The 14831-nt window shown below is 40.7% G+C and carries 11 protein-coding genes; 1 reads left to right on the forward strand and 10 read right to left on the reverse strand.

Annotation, left to right across the window (positions count from 1 at the left end):
• Positions 1 to 194: 194 nt before the first annotated feature.
• The 10 genes from polA to NCCP133_RS03060 form a co-directional block, all read right to left on the reverse strand.
• Positions 195 to 2828 carry a DNA polymerase I gene (gene polA, locus NCCP133_RS03015; protein WP_264803474.1) on the reverse strand — a complete coding sequence of 878 codons (2634 nt, stop codon included), beginning with the start codon at positions 2826 to 2828 and terminating at the stop codon, positions 195 to 197.
• Positions 2829 to 2999: 171 nt separating this feature from the next.
• The gene (gene hflC / locus NCCP133_RS03020; protein ID WP_264803651.1) at positions 3000 to 3932 is read right to left on the reverse strand and encodes a protease modulator HflC; all 933 of its coding nucleotides are present in this window, start codon (positions 3930 to 3932) and stop codon (positions 3000 to 3002) included.
• Positions 3925 to 4890, reverse strand: coding sequence for an FtsH protease activity modulator HflK (gene hflK / locus NCCP133_RS03025; protein WP_264803475.1), 966 nt, complete (start codon positions 4888 to 4890; stop codon positions 3925 to 3927). The genes hflC and hflK overlap by 8 nt, the downstream gene beginning before the upstream one ends.
• 227 nt (positions 4891 to 5117) lie before the next feature.
• Entirely contained in the window at positions 5118 to 6905 is a 1788-nt protein-coding gene (gene pnpS / locus NCCP133_RS03030; protein ID WP_264803476.1) for a two-component system histidine kinase PnpS, read from the reverse strand.
• On the reverse strand, positions 6902 to 7621 hold the full coding sequence (locus NCCP133_RS03035; RefSeq protein ID WP_264803477.1) for a response regulator transcription factor: 720 nt from the start codon (positions 7619 to 7621) through the stop codon (positions 6902 to 6904). Before NCCP133_RS03035 ends, pnpS begins: the two co-directional genes overlap by 4 nt.
• 210 nt (positions 7622 to 7831) lie before the next feature.
• Positions 7832 to 8308 (reverse strand): MaoC/PaaZ C-terminal domain-containing protein, encoded by a 477-nt coding sequence (locus NCCP133_RS03040; RefSeq protein ID WP_264803478.1) that lies wholly within the window; start codon positions 8306 to 8308, stop codon positions 7832 to 7834.
• A gap of 314 nt (positions 8309 to 8622) precedes the next feature.
• Positions 8623 to 9561: a malate dehydrogenase gene (mdh, locus tag NCCP133_RS03045; RefSeq protein ID WP_264803479.1), complete on the reverse strand. Its 939-nt coding sequence runs from the start codon at positions 9559 to 9561 to the stop codon at positions 8623 to 8625.
• A gap of 165 nt (positions 9562 to 9726) precedes the next feature.
• Positions 9727 to 10995 carry an NADP-dependent isocitrate dehydrogenase gene (gene icd / locus NCCP133_RS03050; RefSeq protein WP_264803480.1) on the reverse strand — a complete coding sequence of 423 codons (1269 nt, stop codon included), beginning with the start codon at positions 10993 to 10995 and terminating at the stop codon, positions 9727 to 9729.
• A gap of 259 nt (positions 10996 to 11254) precedes the next feature.
• A complete protein-coding gene (citZ, locus tag NCCP133_RS03055) occupies positions 11255 to 12376 on the reverse strand; it encodes a citrate synthase (RefSeq protein ID WP_264803481.1) in 1122 nt (373 codons plus the stop codon).
• A 581-nt stretch (positions 12377 to 12957) separates the two neighbouring features.
• Positions 12958 to 13419 carry a DUF441 domain-containing protein gene (locus NCCP133_RS03060; protein ID WP_264803482.1) on the reverse strand — a complete coding sequence of 154 codons (462 nt, stop codon included), beginning with the start codon at positions 13417 to 13419 and terminating at the stop codon, positions 12958 to 12960.
• 253 nt (positions 13420 to 13672) lie between these two features.
• Between NCCP133_RS03060 and ytvI the strand changes: the two genes are divergently transcribed.
• Entirely contained in the window at positions 13673 to 14794 is a 1122-nt protein-coding gene (ytvI, locus tag NCCP133_RS03065) for a sporulation integral membrane protein YtvI (protein WP_264803483.1), read from the forward strand.
• Positions 14795 to 14831: the final 37 nt, after the last annotated feature.

The following is a 14831-nucleotide window of genomic DNA, read 5'->3' on the forward strand; positions in this document are numbered from 1 at the left end:
CAGTAACATTCTTGAAGCCGTTTTTAAAGTGCCTCCTGGTTACTAAGGGCATCATTCGTGCTTCATAACGGACTTTTTCCACCATTCCTTATGATTTCAGGCTTCATAAACGCTCCATGGCGACCTTTTCTCCCCGATATACGGTGACTTAGAGCGCCATGAAGCCCTCTTTAACCGTACAAGCCTACCACTAATTACTTCGCATCAAACCATGTCGGTCCATAAGAATAATCCACTTTCAATGGGACCTTTAATTCAACTGTATTCTCCATTACATCAGGCACGATTTTTTTCAGCGTCTCAACTTCTTCTTCAGGAGCTTCAAAGATCAGTTCATCGTGCACCTGCAGCAATAAGCGGGCTTTTACTCCCTCTTCTCGCAGCCGGTCAGCCATATCAATCATGGCTTTTTTAATAATATCCGCGGCACTTCCCTGAATAGGCGTGTTCATCGCTGTACGCTCTGCAAAACTCCGGAGGTTAAAATTTCGGCTTGTTATTTCAGGCAAATACCTCCTCCGATGAAGAAGGGTGGATACATAGCCCTTTTGCTTGGCTTCAAGAATGATCTCATCCATATATTGCTTAACCCCTTGATAGCTTTCAAGATAGCGGTCAATAAATTTCCCTGCTTCCTTTCGCGTTATGCCAAGGCTTTGAGAAAGGCCGTAGTCACTAATTCCGTAAACAATTCCAAAGTTAACAGCCTTTGCATGCCGGCGCATGTTGGAAGTGACTTCATCTGCCCTGACATGGAACACCTCCATAGCGGTTTTGGTATGAATGTCCATATCTTCATTAAATGCTTCGATAAGCTTTTCGTCGTCCGCAATATGAGCCAGCACACGCAGTTCAATTTGGGAATAATCTGCCGCAAACATGACCCAGCCTTTTTCTGAAGGGACAAATGCCTGCCTAATCTTTCTCCCTTCCTCTAAACGAATCGGTATATTTTGCAGGTTCGGGTCTGTCGAGCTTAATCTCCCCGTTTGTGTAAGTGCTTGATTAAACCTGGTATGAACTTTGCCAGTTTCATTATTAACAACCTTCAGCAGGCCCTCGATATAAGTGGATTGCAGCTTTCCAAGCTGGCGGTAATGCAGGATATCACGGATTATTTCATGTTCGCTTTCGAGCTTCTCAAGGACATCTGCAGAAGTTGAGTAACCTGTTTTTGTCTTTTTTATTACTGGCAAGCCCAGTTTTTCGAAAAGAACCACGCCCAGCTGCTTAGGAGAATTAATGTTAAAGGCTTCCCCTGCCAGCTCATGGATTCGTTTTTCAATTTCGTCCAATTTAGAGAGAAGTTCCTGGCCCATTGTTTTCAGCCGCTCCAGATTGACTTTGATCCCTGTGGATTCCATATCAGCCAAAATTAGGGATAAAGGCATTTCCAGATCATAAAAAAGTTCTGATTGCTGGTTTTCTTTAAGCTCGCCATCCAGCTTATCCTTGAGCGTCAGCAGTGCAGCGGCTTTTCTAGCTAAATGCCCAGCAAGCTCCTTTTCTTCCGGTATTCTTCTCTTCGCGCCCTTCCCATAGAATGATTCATCTGATTGTACTGCATGATAACCATGATTTTTTGCAACCGAAGCAATATCTTCTATGGTTTGAGAAGGATTAATTAAGTAGGAAGCAATATAAAGGTCAAAATCAGCGCCTTTTAAATGAATTCCATGATGCCGGAGCGAAACTTCAGATCGCTTTGCATCATAAACTGTTTTCTTTTTCGTTTCATCTTCAGCCCATTTTTTAAACACGTCCGACTCAAGGGCCTTATCTTTAGGAAGAAAATAATTCCCCTCTACACTGGCAATTGAAAAACCGATGATATCCGCATAATGGTAATTATCATCGAGCACTTCCACATAAAATGCATTCTCATCTGAGAACATTTCACCTGTAATTTCTTCCGCAATTGTAAATTCGATCTCTTCCAGATTCTCTTCTGTTGCTTCTATATCTGCCCCCAGCTTTTCAAGCAGAGAATTGAAGCCAAGCTCTTTAAAAATGCCTACTACTTTTTCTTTCTCGTATCCTTCATACTTAATCTCTTCAACCTTTATTTCTACCGGGGCCTCTCTTGTGATGGTCGCAAGCTCCTTGCTCATCAACGCTTGATCCTTGAACTCTTCCAGCTTTTCTTTTAGCTTTTTCCCGCTGACCTGATCAATGGACTCCATTAGCTTTTCAAGTGTGCCAAATTCCTTCAGTAATTTAAGCGCGGTTTTCTCCCCAACTCCAGGCACCCCAGGAATATTATCTGAACTATCCCCCATAAGGCCTTTCATATCAATAATACGATCGGCAGTTATCCCGTATTTCTCTTCAATATGGGCAGGTGTATATTCCTCAATATCCGTGATGCCCTTTCTAGTGATGCTGACAGTCACGGCATCCGAACTTAACTGTGTTAAATCCTTGTCCCCAGAGATTACTTTTACTTCATACCCGTCTTTTTCAGCTTGAAGCGATAGCGTTCCGATAATATCGTCCGCTTCATAATTTTCCAGTTCATACCTTGAAATCCTGTAAGCATCAAGGAGCTCCCGGATATAAGGAAACTGCTCTGAAAGCTCAGGAGGCGTTTTCTGCCTTCCTCCTTTATATTCACTGAACGTTTTATGACGGAAAGTCGTTTTTCCGGCATCGAATGCGACAAGGAGATGTGTAGGTTTTTCATCTTCAAGGATTCTCTGCAGCATCATGGTAAACCCGTAAACTGCATTTGTATGTATTCCTTTATCATTGTTTAAAAGCGGCAAAGCAAAGAATGCTCGATACGCGATGCTGTTGCCATCTATCAGAACCAGTTTTTTTTCACCCAATAAATTCTCCTCCTCAGAAACCCAATCTATCAGTTAGATACCCTGAATAAAAGGCGATCAAGCTAAAAAGCATCCAGCTTTATTCACCATTAAAAAAGCCGTTATTTTCCTATATTCTATCATGAGCAGATAGAGAAAGAAAAATAACGGCTTTGGAGTTTACAGCACTTTTTAATCAGTATAGCCCATCAGCAAACGAGCATACGGTGAATCAGATGGAAGAACAATGACAGTCTCCCCATTGATTGTCTTTTTGTAAGATTCCAGAGTGCGATATAAAGAGTAAAATCCAGGGTCTTTGGAGAAAGATTCATTATATACTTTCGCAGCCCCTGCTTCTCCTTCAGCCCGGATGACTTCAGCATCTGCTTGGGCCTTAGCAAGGATTTCCCTGACATTCCTGTCAGTTTGTGCAATGATGATATTCTTTTGTGCATCTCCTTTTGAGAGATATTCCTGTGCTGTTGATTGGCGTTCAGAAATCATCCTTGTAAATACGGATTGCTCATTCTCAGACGGTAAATCCGTTCGTTTGATTCGAACATCCGTTACAGTAATGCCGTAATTGTCTTTAAAAAGCAGTTCGTTCACTTTGGCTGTAATCTGGTCATTCAAAGAACCGCGCGAAGATTTTTCATCGTTAATAATCTCATCATAATTCAGCTGGCCCAATTCGGAGCGTGTAACAGAATAAATAAATTCTTCCATTCTCGCTTCAGCTCCCTCAAGTGTTCTTGCATTCGAGATCATCTTCTTTGGGTCTTCTATTTTCCATACAGCGTAGTTATCAATAATCATAACCTTTTTGTCCCTTGTGTTAATTTCAGCTTCAGACACATCATAAGTCATTTGATATTTGGGAAGCGTCGACACACTTTGAATAAATGGGATTTTATAAGAAAGCCCTGGTTCGCTCTCAATTCTGACTACCTCACCAAATTGGCGGATAACCTTAAACTCCCCTTCTTTCACGATAAAGAGGTTGCTAAATAGAATTACTAATGCGGCAATGATAATCACTAGGATCAATCCTAGTTTTGTATAGTTTTTCCACTGAAAATTTCCGCTGCGTTCATTCATATTCACAACATTTTGATCACTCATTGTCTTCACCAGCTTCCTCTTTCGGTTTAGCCTGCTCTTTCTCAAGTGGCCTAATCGGGAAGTATTTCATTGTATTGCCATCGTCATTCATGATATAAATCTCTGCAGTTGGAAGGACTTGTTCAAGCGTTTCAAGCACAAGACGCTCTCTCGTAATATCAGGATTATTTTTATATTCACCATACAGTTTATTAAAAACTGCTACATCTCCACGTGCCCTTTCCAGACGTGCTGCCTTCTCCCCTTCCGCTTTGGAAATAAGGGCATCCTTTTCGCCTTCTGCTTCGTTCATTCTCTGATTTTTATACTTCTCTGCCTCATTAAGTTTTGTATTGGCTGTTTCCCTTGCATCTGTAACATCTGTGAATGCTTTTCTTACATCTTCATTTGGAAGCTCCACATCCTGAAGCTTTACAGCAAGAACAGAAATTCCAATATCATATTTACTGATTAAAGCAGTTAATAGCTCTCTGACTTCTGCCTCTATTTCTGCTTTTCCTGAAGTTAAGGCATCATCAATTTTAGAGCTGCCTATGATGCTTCTCAAAGATGCTGAGGTAGAATCATATAGAATTTCTTCAGGATCCTCAGCGTTATAAAGGTATTTTTCCGGATCAGTAATTTTCCATTGTACAACCAAATCGGCAAGGACAATATTTTCATCGCCAGTAATCATTTTCGTCTCTTCTGGAAAATCCTTTATCTCCCCATCCTTTTCTTCATAGCCAAACTGCAGGGAAAATGTTTCTTTCGAAAGCTTTTCCACGCTTTGAATTGGCCACGGCAATTTAAAATGAAGCCCGGGTTCTGTAATGCCTTCTTCAACTTTACCAAAAGTTAGAATAACTGCTTGATCGGATTCATCAACCGTGTACCATGTAGTAAAAGCGACGATGCTTAAAAGAACAATCGCAAGAACAAGCACGGCAATGGTGTAAACTCTCTTTAGGCTGACCATTTTCTCTCCCCTTTCCCTTACTCTTATTTCTATATCTGTACATACGCTGTAATTACAGAAAGGTTTCAGAAATATGACAAAAAATAAGAAAGGCGAAAGCGGGGTTAGCTTTCGCCTTTCTCTATGGCTCCTTGGATGAAGGGGTTTAACAATTAAGATTTTAACAGCTGAATGTAAAGCGAACATAAACCAGTTGTTAAAATATTGTAAAGTTAACCCTTTCCGCTTCATCCATTTTCTTTATTAATATCAAGGAACTTTTTAGGAAGCCCAATTTTAAAAGATGTTCCTTTGCCAACTTCACTTTTTACCGTTATGGTACCTTTATGGGCTTCCACTAGGTGCTTTACAATAGCAAGACCCAACCCTGTGCCTCCGGAATTTCGGCTCCTTGCTTTGTCTATCCGATAAAAGCGTTCAAAGATGCGGGGAATCTCACTTGCTTCAATTCCAATGCCTGTATCCCTTACCTCAGCCAAAACTGCCTTTTCAGTTTCTTCGAGTGATATATAAATGATCCCTTGATTAGGGGTATAAGAAATCGCATTAGAAATGATATTAATAAAGACTTGCTTAAGCCGATGAACATCTCCTTCAATATAAACTGGCGTTTCTTCTTTCCTGTACTCTATAACAATATCCTTCTCAAGAGCTTTGCCTTTCATGATAGCTAATACCTCTTCAATGGCTACCGTCAAGTTCATTGGCTGGATGGATAGGCTGAATCCTTGCTGTTCAATTTTTGATAGATCAAGCAGATCTTGAATAAGTGACTGCAAACGATCGCTTTCTTTTAATATGATAGATAGGAAATCATTCAAAGCCTGTTTGTCTTCCATAGCGCCGTCCAAAAGAGTTTCCGAAAACCCTTTGATCGAGGTAATGGGTGTTTTCAGTTCATGGGATACATTCGCTACAAAATCCTTCCTCATCTGCTCAAGTTTTTTCAGCTCCGTTATATCATGGAAAACAAGCAATATTCCCTTCCATTCATCATTCATTCCGATTATAGGCACACCATATACTTCAAAATAGCGCCTTTCTATTTTTACTGGTATGATCAACTGTTTTTTCGCTTTTTGCTCAGTCATGAAAATTTCTTCAATCATATCAGTAATGCCTTTATGCTCAATCACTTCATAATAGAGCTTATATAAATACTCGGAAGGGTTTACATTAAATACTTCTTTGTATGGACGGTTGATTAAATTGATATATCCCCGGCTGTCAATGAGAATCAGGCTGCTGCCCATATTCTCAATAAGTGCTCCCAGACGGTCCTGCTGCATTTCCTGGGCTTTCACCATTTCCTGCAGGTTCCTGGCCAATACATTGATAGATGTGCTGAGCATACCTGTTTCGTCTGCCTGATCTTCATAGGTCCTTGCCCGGTAATTGCCTTTAGCAAGTTCGATAGCAACCTTGGTGGCAGACTCAATCGGTTTCGTATAGCGTGCTGTAATCCTTGTTCCAAGCATAATGATGACAAACAGAGAAAGCCCCAGGCTGATGGTCAATATCCACCAAATTTGCTGATAGGCTTGCTGAGTTTCTGTCATCTTAGTACTTAAAAATAGGTAGCCGTCCTTTTCTCCATGGGCAAATACTGGCTGCCAATAATAATACAGGTTATACCCGCCAGCAACCTCCCATCCTGTTTGATCGTCATTTGCTTCTTTACGTAAAATCTCTAAAATAATCTCCTGATGCCTGCTTTGTGTGGTTGCACCTTTATTGCTGCTATCTATTAAAATCCTGCCGCGGCTATCTGAGACCGTTACACGCACATCAAGAATATCACTGAATTCATTAACTTTATCTTGATTCAGGGAACGGATACCGCCATTATCTTCTATATAACTTGAAATCATTTCTGACTCTTTTTTTAGGCGTTCATCAAAGGCTTTTAGGTAATAGCTTTTAAAAAGCTGCCCCAAAAGAAGCCCCACTCCAATTAATACAGCAAAAATTAATGTAAGCAATGCAAAGAGTAGCCGAGTCCGAAATCTGGTCATTCTCCTTTAGGCTCCTCCAATTTATAGCCTAACCCGCGGATTGTCTTAATATAAACCGGTTTCTTCGTGTTCTGCTCAATTTTCTCTCTTAGATGGCTTATATGTACGTCCACAATCCTTGTGTCTCCAGCAAAATCATAATTCCAGACGGCGCTTAGAAGCTGGTCTCTTGTGAGAACACGCCCTTTATTTTTAGCAAGATAGAGAAGCAATTCAAACTCTTTCGGAGTCAATTCAAGGATCTCATCGTCAAAATAAGCCTCATAATGCTCAGGGAAGATTCTCAAACCGCCGATGCGGAATGAATCGCTTCCTTCTTCCGCTTTATCCTCAGAAGGTTCAGGCATTAATTGAGTCCTTCGCAAAATGGCTTTCACTCTCGCAACAACTTCACGCGGGCTGAACGGTTTTGTCATATAATCATCTGCCCCCAGTTCAAGGCCAAGCACTTTATCAAATTCGTCATCTTTCGCTGTCAGCATCAAAATAGGTGTCGCAACCTTCTGCTGCCTGAGCTGCTTGCAAACTTCAATTCCATCAAGCTTCGGAAGCATAAGATCCAATACAATAAGATCCGGCTTTTCCAAAACTGCCCGATCCTTGCCTTCCTGTCCATCCATTGCTGTGATAACCTCATATCCCGCCTGCTGCAGGTTATACTGCAGTAAAGTTACGATTGATTGTTCGTCATCTACAACTAGAATTTTTTTGTCCATAATATCCCCCGATTGAATGAATTACCCCTTAAAAAACACTATCTATGAACCCAGCTTTATTTATAGGAAAGTAGGCTATCCTCCTGCCTATTAAACCCCTATTTGCCATATCTCTATTATAATATACATAAAAGTATAATAAGCAACTGAAAGCTAATGAGCAATAAGACATAAAAAAAGATGTACAGAATGACTGCACATCTTTTTTTACTAAAAGTTTTCAAGGGCATTTCCGTCCATAGGCTGAAGTTTGTAAGGAGGACATACAATCAGCTGGCCATTGATGACAGTTTCATCCTCTTCATTTGTTCCCTGCACCTTGATTTGTATAGTATGGCTGCTTGTATTTACTTCCGTTACCTCAAATAAGAACTGAACCGTTCCATAATGATAGACTGGCTTAACATATTCAAGGTCCTGTTTTAAGACATGGCTTCCCGGACCTGGCAAGTATTTTGAGACTGCTGAGTTTATGATTCCATTAAGCATAACACTTGGAACAATCGGCTTTTTATAAGGCGTCTGCGATGCATAATCATGTTGGATATAAAGAGGGTTGGCATCGTTGGTCAGACCCAAATACAGCAGCAAATCCTTATCTTCTATCTTTTCGGTAAGCGTCAATTTCTCGCCTACTGATATTTCCTCAATATTTCTTCCTAATTTCCTTTTTTTTCCAAGCAACATTTCTCTGCACCTCCAAATAGTGTAACCGTTTACAATTTTGCTGGTATAGTGAACTTCAATAGCAGGTTTTCCTCATCCTCACTAATTGAAAGTATCCCAATCGCCGGACAGTTGATCCCTGCATAGGCCTTTTCTCTTAAAATGCCTTTCCCATTATGGGTATTTTACTGCCCTTAAGCCTGTGATAATAAAAATAGACTGAAAAATAATTTCTATTATTCAGTCTTTTTATTATATCATATCATTTTATACTATTGCCCAAAAGAGCTTCATTTAAAAAAATTCGGGGAATGGACCCCGAATTTTCTTGATCCTTATGCCAAAACTTTCATTACATTGCGGACTGCTTCAGCTGATTTATCCAATGCAGCTTTTTCTTCACTTGTTAATTCAAGCTCTATAACTTTTTCAATTCCATTTGCTCCAAGGATTGTTGGTACACCAAGGTAGATTCCCTCATAGCCATATTCCCCTTCCAGGTACGCGATGGAAGGAAGAACTCGGCGCTGATCTTTAAGGATGGCTTCACACATTTCAGCCAGGGAAGCAGCCGGTGCATAATAGGCACTTCCATTACCAAGCAGGTTAACGATTTCGCCTCCACCCTTACGTGTACGTTCAACAATTGCATCAAGGCGATCTTTTGGAATTAAAGTTTCTAATGGAATTCCGCCAGCATAGGAATAACGCACTAAAGGAACCATATCATCCCCATGCCCTCCAAGTACGAAACCGGTAATATCTTTAACAGACAAGTTAAGCTCCTGTGCCACGAAAGTACGGAAACGAGCTGTATCAAGTACTCCGGATTGGCCAATTACGCGGTTTTTAGGAAATCCTGATTCTTTAAACACTGTATATGTCATGGCATCAACGGGGTTAGTCAATACGACGATATAACTGTTTGGAGAATATTTGGCTATCTCCTGGGCTACACTCTTCATGATTTTTTGGTTTGTTTGAACAAGATCATCACGGCTCATCCCAGGTTTTCGGGCAATCCCTGCAGTGATGACAACGATGTCAGAGTCCTTTGTATCCTCGTAATTTGAAGTCCCTGTAATGTTTGCATCGAAGCCTTGTACAGGGCTTGCTTCAAGCATATCGAGGGCTTTCCCTTTTGTTGGGTCTTCCATTTGCGGGATATCAACTAGCACAACATCTCCAAGTTCTTTCTGGGCAAGCAGGAATGCAGTTGTTGCACCAGTAAATCCTCCACCAATCACAGAAATCTTTTTGCGTTTCAATGACATGAATCGTTCCCCCTTTAGGAATTAAAGTTTCAGGATTTTGCGTAATTTATTGCAAGAGGCCGTTCCAAGGAACAGCCTACTTTTACACATATAATTGATCCATATGATTTTAAACTTGATAAAAATTTAGCTAAAGCGCCTCTAACAAGGCGCTTTAGCTTTAAATTATTCCATGTTCTTGATTAGTTCTTCACCGAATTCAGAGCATTTAACTTCAGTTGCTCCATCCATCAAGCGGGCAAAGTCATATGTTACAACTTTGGACGCAATGGATTTTTCCATGGACTTCACGATCATGCTGGCTGCTTCATTCCATCCTAAGTGTTCTAGCATAAGGACACCGGAAAGGATGAGAGAAGAAGGGTTAACCTTATCTTGTCCCGCATACTTCGGAGCTGTACCATGAGTTGCTTCGAAGATCGCATGACCAGTTTCATAGTTGATATTTGCTCCAGGAGCGATGCCAATTCCGCCAACCTGTGCTGCAAGCGCATCAGAAATATAGTCGCCATTCAGGTTCATTGTTGCAACAACATCGAACTCTTTAGGCCGAGTAAGAATTTGCTGAAGGAAGATATCAGCAATGGCATCTTTAACGATAATTTTTCCAGCTGCTTCAGCGTCTTCTTGAGCACTGTTAGCTGCTTCAACACCTTGCTCATCTTTAATGCGGTCATATTGATCCCAAGTAAACACTTTATCGCCGTATTCTCTTTCAGCAAGCTCATATCCCCAGTTTTTAAAGGCGCCTTCAGTGAACTTCATAATATTGCCTTTATGTACTAGTGTTAAAGATTTGCGTCCTTCTTTAATTGCGTACTCAATAGCAGCACGCACAAGACGGATAGTACCTTCCTCAGAAACAGGCTTGATGCCGATGCCAGAAGTTTCAGGGAAACGGATTTTGTTAACACCCATTTCATCTTGAAGGAAAGAAATTAATTTCTTCACTTCGTCAGAACCTTTTGCATACTCGATGCCAGCATAGATATCTTCAGTATTTTCGCGGAAAATAACCATATCAGTATCCTGAGGGCGCTTAACTGGAGAAGGAACACCTTCAAACCAGCGAACAGGACGCAAGCATACAAATAGATCAAGTTCCTGACGCAGTGCAACGTTCAGAGAACGAATTCCGCCTCCGATAGGAGTTGTCAAAGGTCCTTTAATAGCGATGAGATATTCATTGATGACATCTAATGTTTCAGATGGAAGCCACTCACCGGTTTGGTTGAAGGCTTTTTCTCCTGCTAAAACTTCTTTCCAAACAAGCTTGCGCTCGCCTTTATATGCCTTTTCAACAGCGGCATCTAAAACTCTGGAAGCTGAAGCCCAAATGTCAGGACCTGTTCCGTCGCCCTCGATAAAAGGCACGATCGGGTTGTTTGGTACGTTTAATACGCCATTAGTAACTGTGATTTTTTCACCTTGCATGTTTATACCCTCCATTTTGAAAAATGCGTGCATCAGCCTTTATGTATATAGTTTGCGGCACGATGCAGCAGCAGTCTATCAGAATCAAAGGTTAGAAGGCAAATGCTTCTAACCTTTTCCTGCTCTCTCTATTACAGCAATTTTTTAATAAAAAGTAAAATGCTGAGTATTAAATTTTTTGGTTACTCTCTAAACTTTAGTGTCAATTTTTCAACTAAGTAGCTTTAATTAGCTTTTTGTGAGTCCGTTTAAAAACCGGTTATTTGCCTCTTTGCTCAACAGGCACATATTTTTGCATTCCTGGGCCAGTGTAATCTGCTCGAGGACGGATTAAACGATTGTTTTCATATTGCTCAAGAATGTGTGCAAGCCATCCTGACACACGGCTTACTGCAAAGATCGGCGTGAACAGGTCATGGTCGATTCCCAGGCTGTGGTAAACAGACGCCGAGTAGAAGTCCACATTTGGAGGAAGGTTCTTCTCCCCTGTAACGATTGATTCAATTTGAGTGGACATCTGGTACCAATGAGGTTCTCCGGTAAGCTCAGTAAGCTTCTTGGACATTTCTCTAAGGTGCTTGGCGCGCGGGTCGCCCTGACGATATACACGATGGCCAAAGCCCATGATTTTTTCTTTATTGTTAAGCTTTTCACGAATAAAAGGTTCTACATTTTCCAGTGTGCCGATTTCAGTAAGCATTTTCATTACTGCTTCATTGGCACCGCCATGCAGAGGGCCCTTTAGAGCGCCGATTGCAGCTGTTACACCAGAATAGATGTCGGATAAAGTTGCTACACAAACACGTGCAGTAAATGTTGAAGCATTTAGTTCATGGTCCGCATGAAGCACTAAAGCTTTATTGAATGCTTCAACAGCAATCGCCTCTGGCTCCTTGCCTGTCAGCATGTATAGGAAGTTGGCTGCAAATCCAAGATCTGTTCGAGGAGCAACAGGTTCCAGCCCTTTTCTTACCCTTGCAAATGCCGTTACAATAGCAGGCATTTTTGCTTGAAGGCGGATAGCTTTTTTATAGTTGGCTTCCTCACCCATTTGATCAGCTTCTTCATCGTACAATCCTAATAAAGACACGGCTGAACGAAGAGCAGCCATTGGATGCACTTTGTCAATTGGATAGGTTTTAAAATGGTTTAATACTTCCTCAGGAAGAGAATAGCTTTCAGCAAGCTGACTTTTTAATTCATCCAATTGCGGTTGAGTAGGAAGCTTTCTGTGCCATAAAAGGTAAATAACCTCTTCAAAGCTTGCATTTTCAGCCAAATCATCAATATTATATCCTGCATAAGTTAATGTATCGTCTATGATGGAACTTATAGACGAAGTAGTAGCTACTACCCCTTCAAGACCACGTGTTACTGTCATACCGAATCTCTCCTTTACATAATAAAATTTCCCCATACCCATTTTTGACTGTACATGTCTTAAGTAAGCCGAACCTGTTTTTTAAACTTTTCAGAAAAGCTTCCTTTACATGTTCAAATCTTCCGGATGAACCGTTCCATTTGAACACACTTTTATACAGGCCTTTGCAAGTCGGCTCGGGTTAGCCGATCCACAGACCAAAGTCATGAAAGGTGAAACTTTCAATTATTGAGAGGCCACTCCCTGCTATTCTAAAGGATCAAACTTTCTTTTGGCATTCTTTCAATCGAGCGGTTGCTCGGTTACGCTGCAAAAAAAAAGAAAATGATTACATTTTTTCTGTACTTAAGTATATTAATACTATTTCAATAAAGCTTAACTGAATATAATAGGTACCGCGAACTAGGTTACGCTTACCCGTCCTATTATAAACAATTATCTGACTTTTGTGAACGGAAAGCGCTCAAATTGTTGAAAAATATTATTTTTCAACAAAAGTTTATACTCATTAGTGTAAAAAAATGCGAAATAGCCGGGACAGTCATGCCTATTTTCCCCTATAATCTCTGGCTTTTAGAAATCTACCTAAATAAATCAAAGACTTTCATAGCCATGTAAGCAATCCCTGCACCAATCAGCGGCCCTACAGCAACCCCTTTAAACAAAGATACCGCAAGAACCGTTCCCAAGACAAGCACGGTTGTTATGTGGGGATCTTCAGCAAGCAGAACAATACCAGCTTTGGCGATAAGCGCAACAGCCATACCGGAAATCAGGGCAATCCAAGCAAATGGTGATTTAAAGGCACCGGTCAAATCACGGAACCCAATTTCACCGCTTGCAATCGGTGCCAGGACAGCAATGGTAATCACGGTAACTCCCCAGTTAATTCCCTTTGATTGCAGGAAGGAAAATGATTTAGAGTCCAGACCGGCAGCTTTTAGAACGAATAAAACGAAGACAGCAATCATTAATGATTGATTTTTAGCCAAAATGCCAATAGCCAATATTAGAAACAGAAATATGAGTGATTGAGAAAACATTCGCTTATCCACCTGCAGCTCTCTATGTTATCTTAACATAATTTCTTAAATTTTAATAATTTCTAGTTTTTCTCTGATTTTATCAAATCAGCATCATGATTATTTTGAGGCAAATTGTCCCTTATCTCATTTAGAAGAATCTATCTATTTTCATTTTAAGCAATGATGAAAATAGTGTATGATATTATCAAATATCACTGCATAAAAATGGAATATATGAAAGCTTATCCTATTTGGACAAGGAGGCAATTGATTGAACTCGGCATACATATATCGAACTGTACGTTTTTTTTTCGTTGTAGGATTTGTGATTTTAAGCTTCTATGCCCTTTTCTACTTATCAAAAGTTACCTATCCTTTTTTATTCGGATTGGCCATCGCTTTCCTCATTAACCCCTTCGTAAATTATCTTGAGGCAAGATGGAAAATGCCGCGGGTCCTTGCCGTACTCATTGCATTAATCCTTATCTTTGCCATTTTTGCCGGCTTAATCACACTGCTTGTGGCTGAAATTGTGTCTGGAGCGGACTATTTGGCAAGGGTTGTTCCAACACATCTGGAAACATTAATCGGGTTTATCGAACAGTTCTTTGCCGGGCAGATTATTCCGCTATACAACCAGCTTAATAGCCTATTTAATAACCTCGGAACCGGACAGCAGGAGACCATATTATCAAATATAGAAAATGCCGGTAAACAAATTGGCTCTACACTGGGAGATTTTATTCAAGGATTTTTTGAAAAGATCCCAAATATCCTTTCCTGGTTTCCGAATGCAGCATCGGTAATTATTTTCTCGCTTCTGGCCACCTTTTTTATCAGTAAAGACTGGCAAAGACTATCAAATTTATTCAGCCGGATGATTCCCAGCAGGGCAAAAACAAGCGGCAGAACGGTTTTTACAGATTTGCAAAAAGCACTCTTTGGCTTTATAAAAGCACAAGCTACCTTAGTGTCAATCACTACAGTCATTATATTGGCCGGCCTGCTTGTTATGCGTGTTGATTATGCCATTACCATTGCACTAGTCACTGGACTTGTGGACATTATCCCTTATCTTGGCACAGGGCTGATTTTTGTTCCTTGGATTATCTACGAAGCGATTGGAGGTGAGATGAGCAAAGCTATCGGGCTTGGGATTCTATATGTAATCGTCTTGGTCCAGAGACAAATTATGGAGCCTAAAATCCTATCGTCGAGCATCGGGCTTGACCCTTTAGCTACTCTTATCGCATTATTTGTGGGCTTTAAATTGATCGGCTTCCTTGGGTTAATTGTAGGTCCAGTTACACTTGTAATCATCACCACCCTGCATAAAGCAGGTGTTTTTAGAGATATATGGATGTTTATTAAAGGAAATGGTGAAGAAGAATGAGCAAAGCCGCTCCAGGCTGAAGGAGCGGCTTTTTATA

It is taken from the genome of Cytobacillus sp. NCCP-133, from assembly GCF_026011715.1.
In the GTDB taxonomy this organism is placed as follows: domain Bacteria; phylum Bacillota; class Bacilli; order Bacillales; family Cytobacillaceae; genus Cytobacillus.

What these genes read in the sequence shown, in the direction of transcription:
- hflC (WP_264803651.1), bottom strand. Translation starts at nt 3,932, where the DNA reads ATGAGTGATCAAAATGTTGTGAATATGAATGAACGCAGCGGAAATTTT.
- hflK (WP_264803475.1), bottom strand. Translation starts at nt 4,890, where the DNA reads ATGGTCAGCCTAAAGAGAGTTTACACCATTGCCGTGCTTGTTCTTGCG.
- pnpS (WP_264803476.1), bottom strand. Translation starts at nt 6,905, where the DNA reads ATGACCAGATTTCGGACTCGGCTACTCTTTGCATTGCTTACATTAATT.
- NCCP133_RS03035 (WP_264803477.1), bottom strand. Translation starts at nt 7,621, where the DNA reads ATGGACAAAAAAATTCTAGTTGTAGATGACGAACAATCAATCGTAACT.
- NCCP133_RS03040 (WP_264803478.1), bottom strand. Translation starts at nt 8,308, where the DNA reads ATGTTGCTTGGAAAAAAAAGGAAATTAGGAAGAAATATTGAGGAAATA.
- mdh (WP_264803479.1), bottom strand. Translation starts at nt 9,561, where the DNA reads ATGTCATTGAAACGCAAAAAGATTTCTGTGATTGGTGGAGGATTTACT.
- icd (WP_264803480.1), bottom strand. Translation starts at nt 10,995, where the DNA reads ATGCAAGGTGAAAAAATCACAGTTACTAATGGCGTATTAAACGTACCA.
- citZ (WP_264803481.1), bottom strand. Translation starts at nt 12,376, where the DNA reads ATGACAGTAACACGTGGTCTTGAAGGGGTAGTAGCTACTACTTCGTCT.
- NCCP133_RS03060 (WP_264803482.1), bottom strand. Translation starts at nt 13,419, where the DNA reads ATGTTTTCTCAATCACTCATATTTCTGTTTCTAATATTGGCTATTGGC.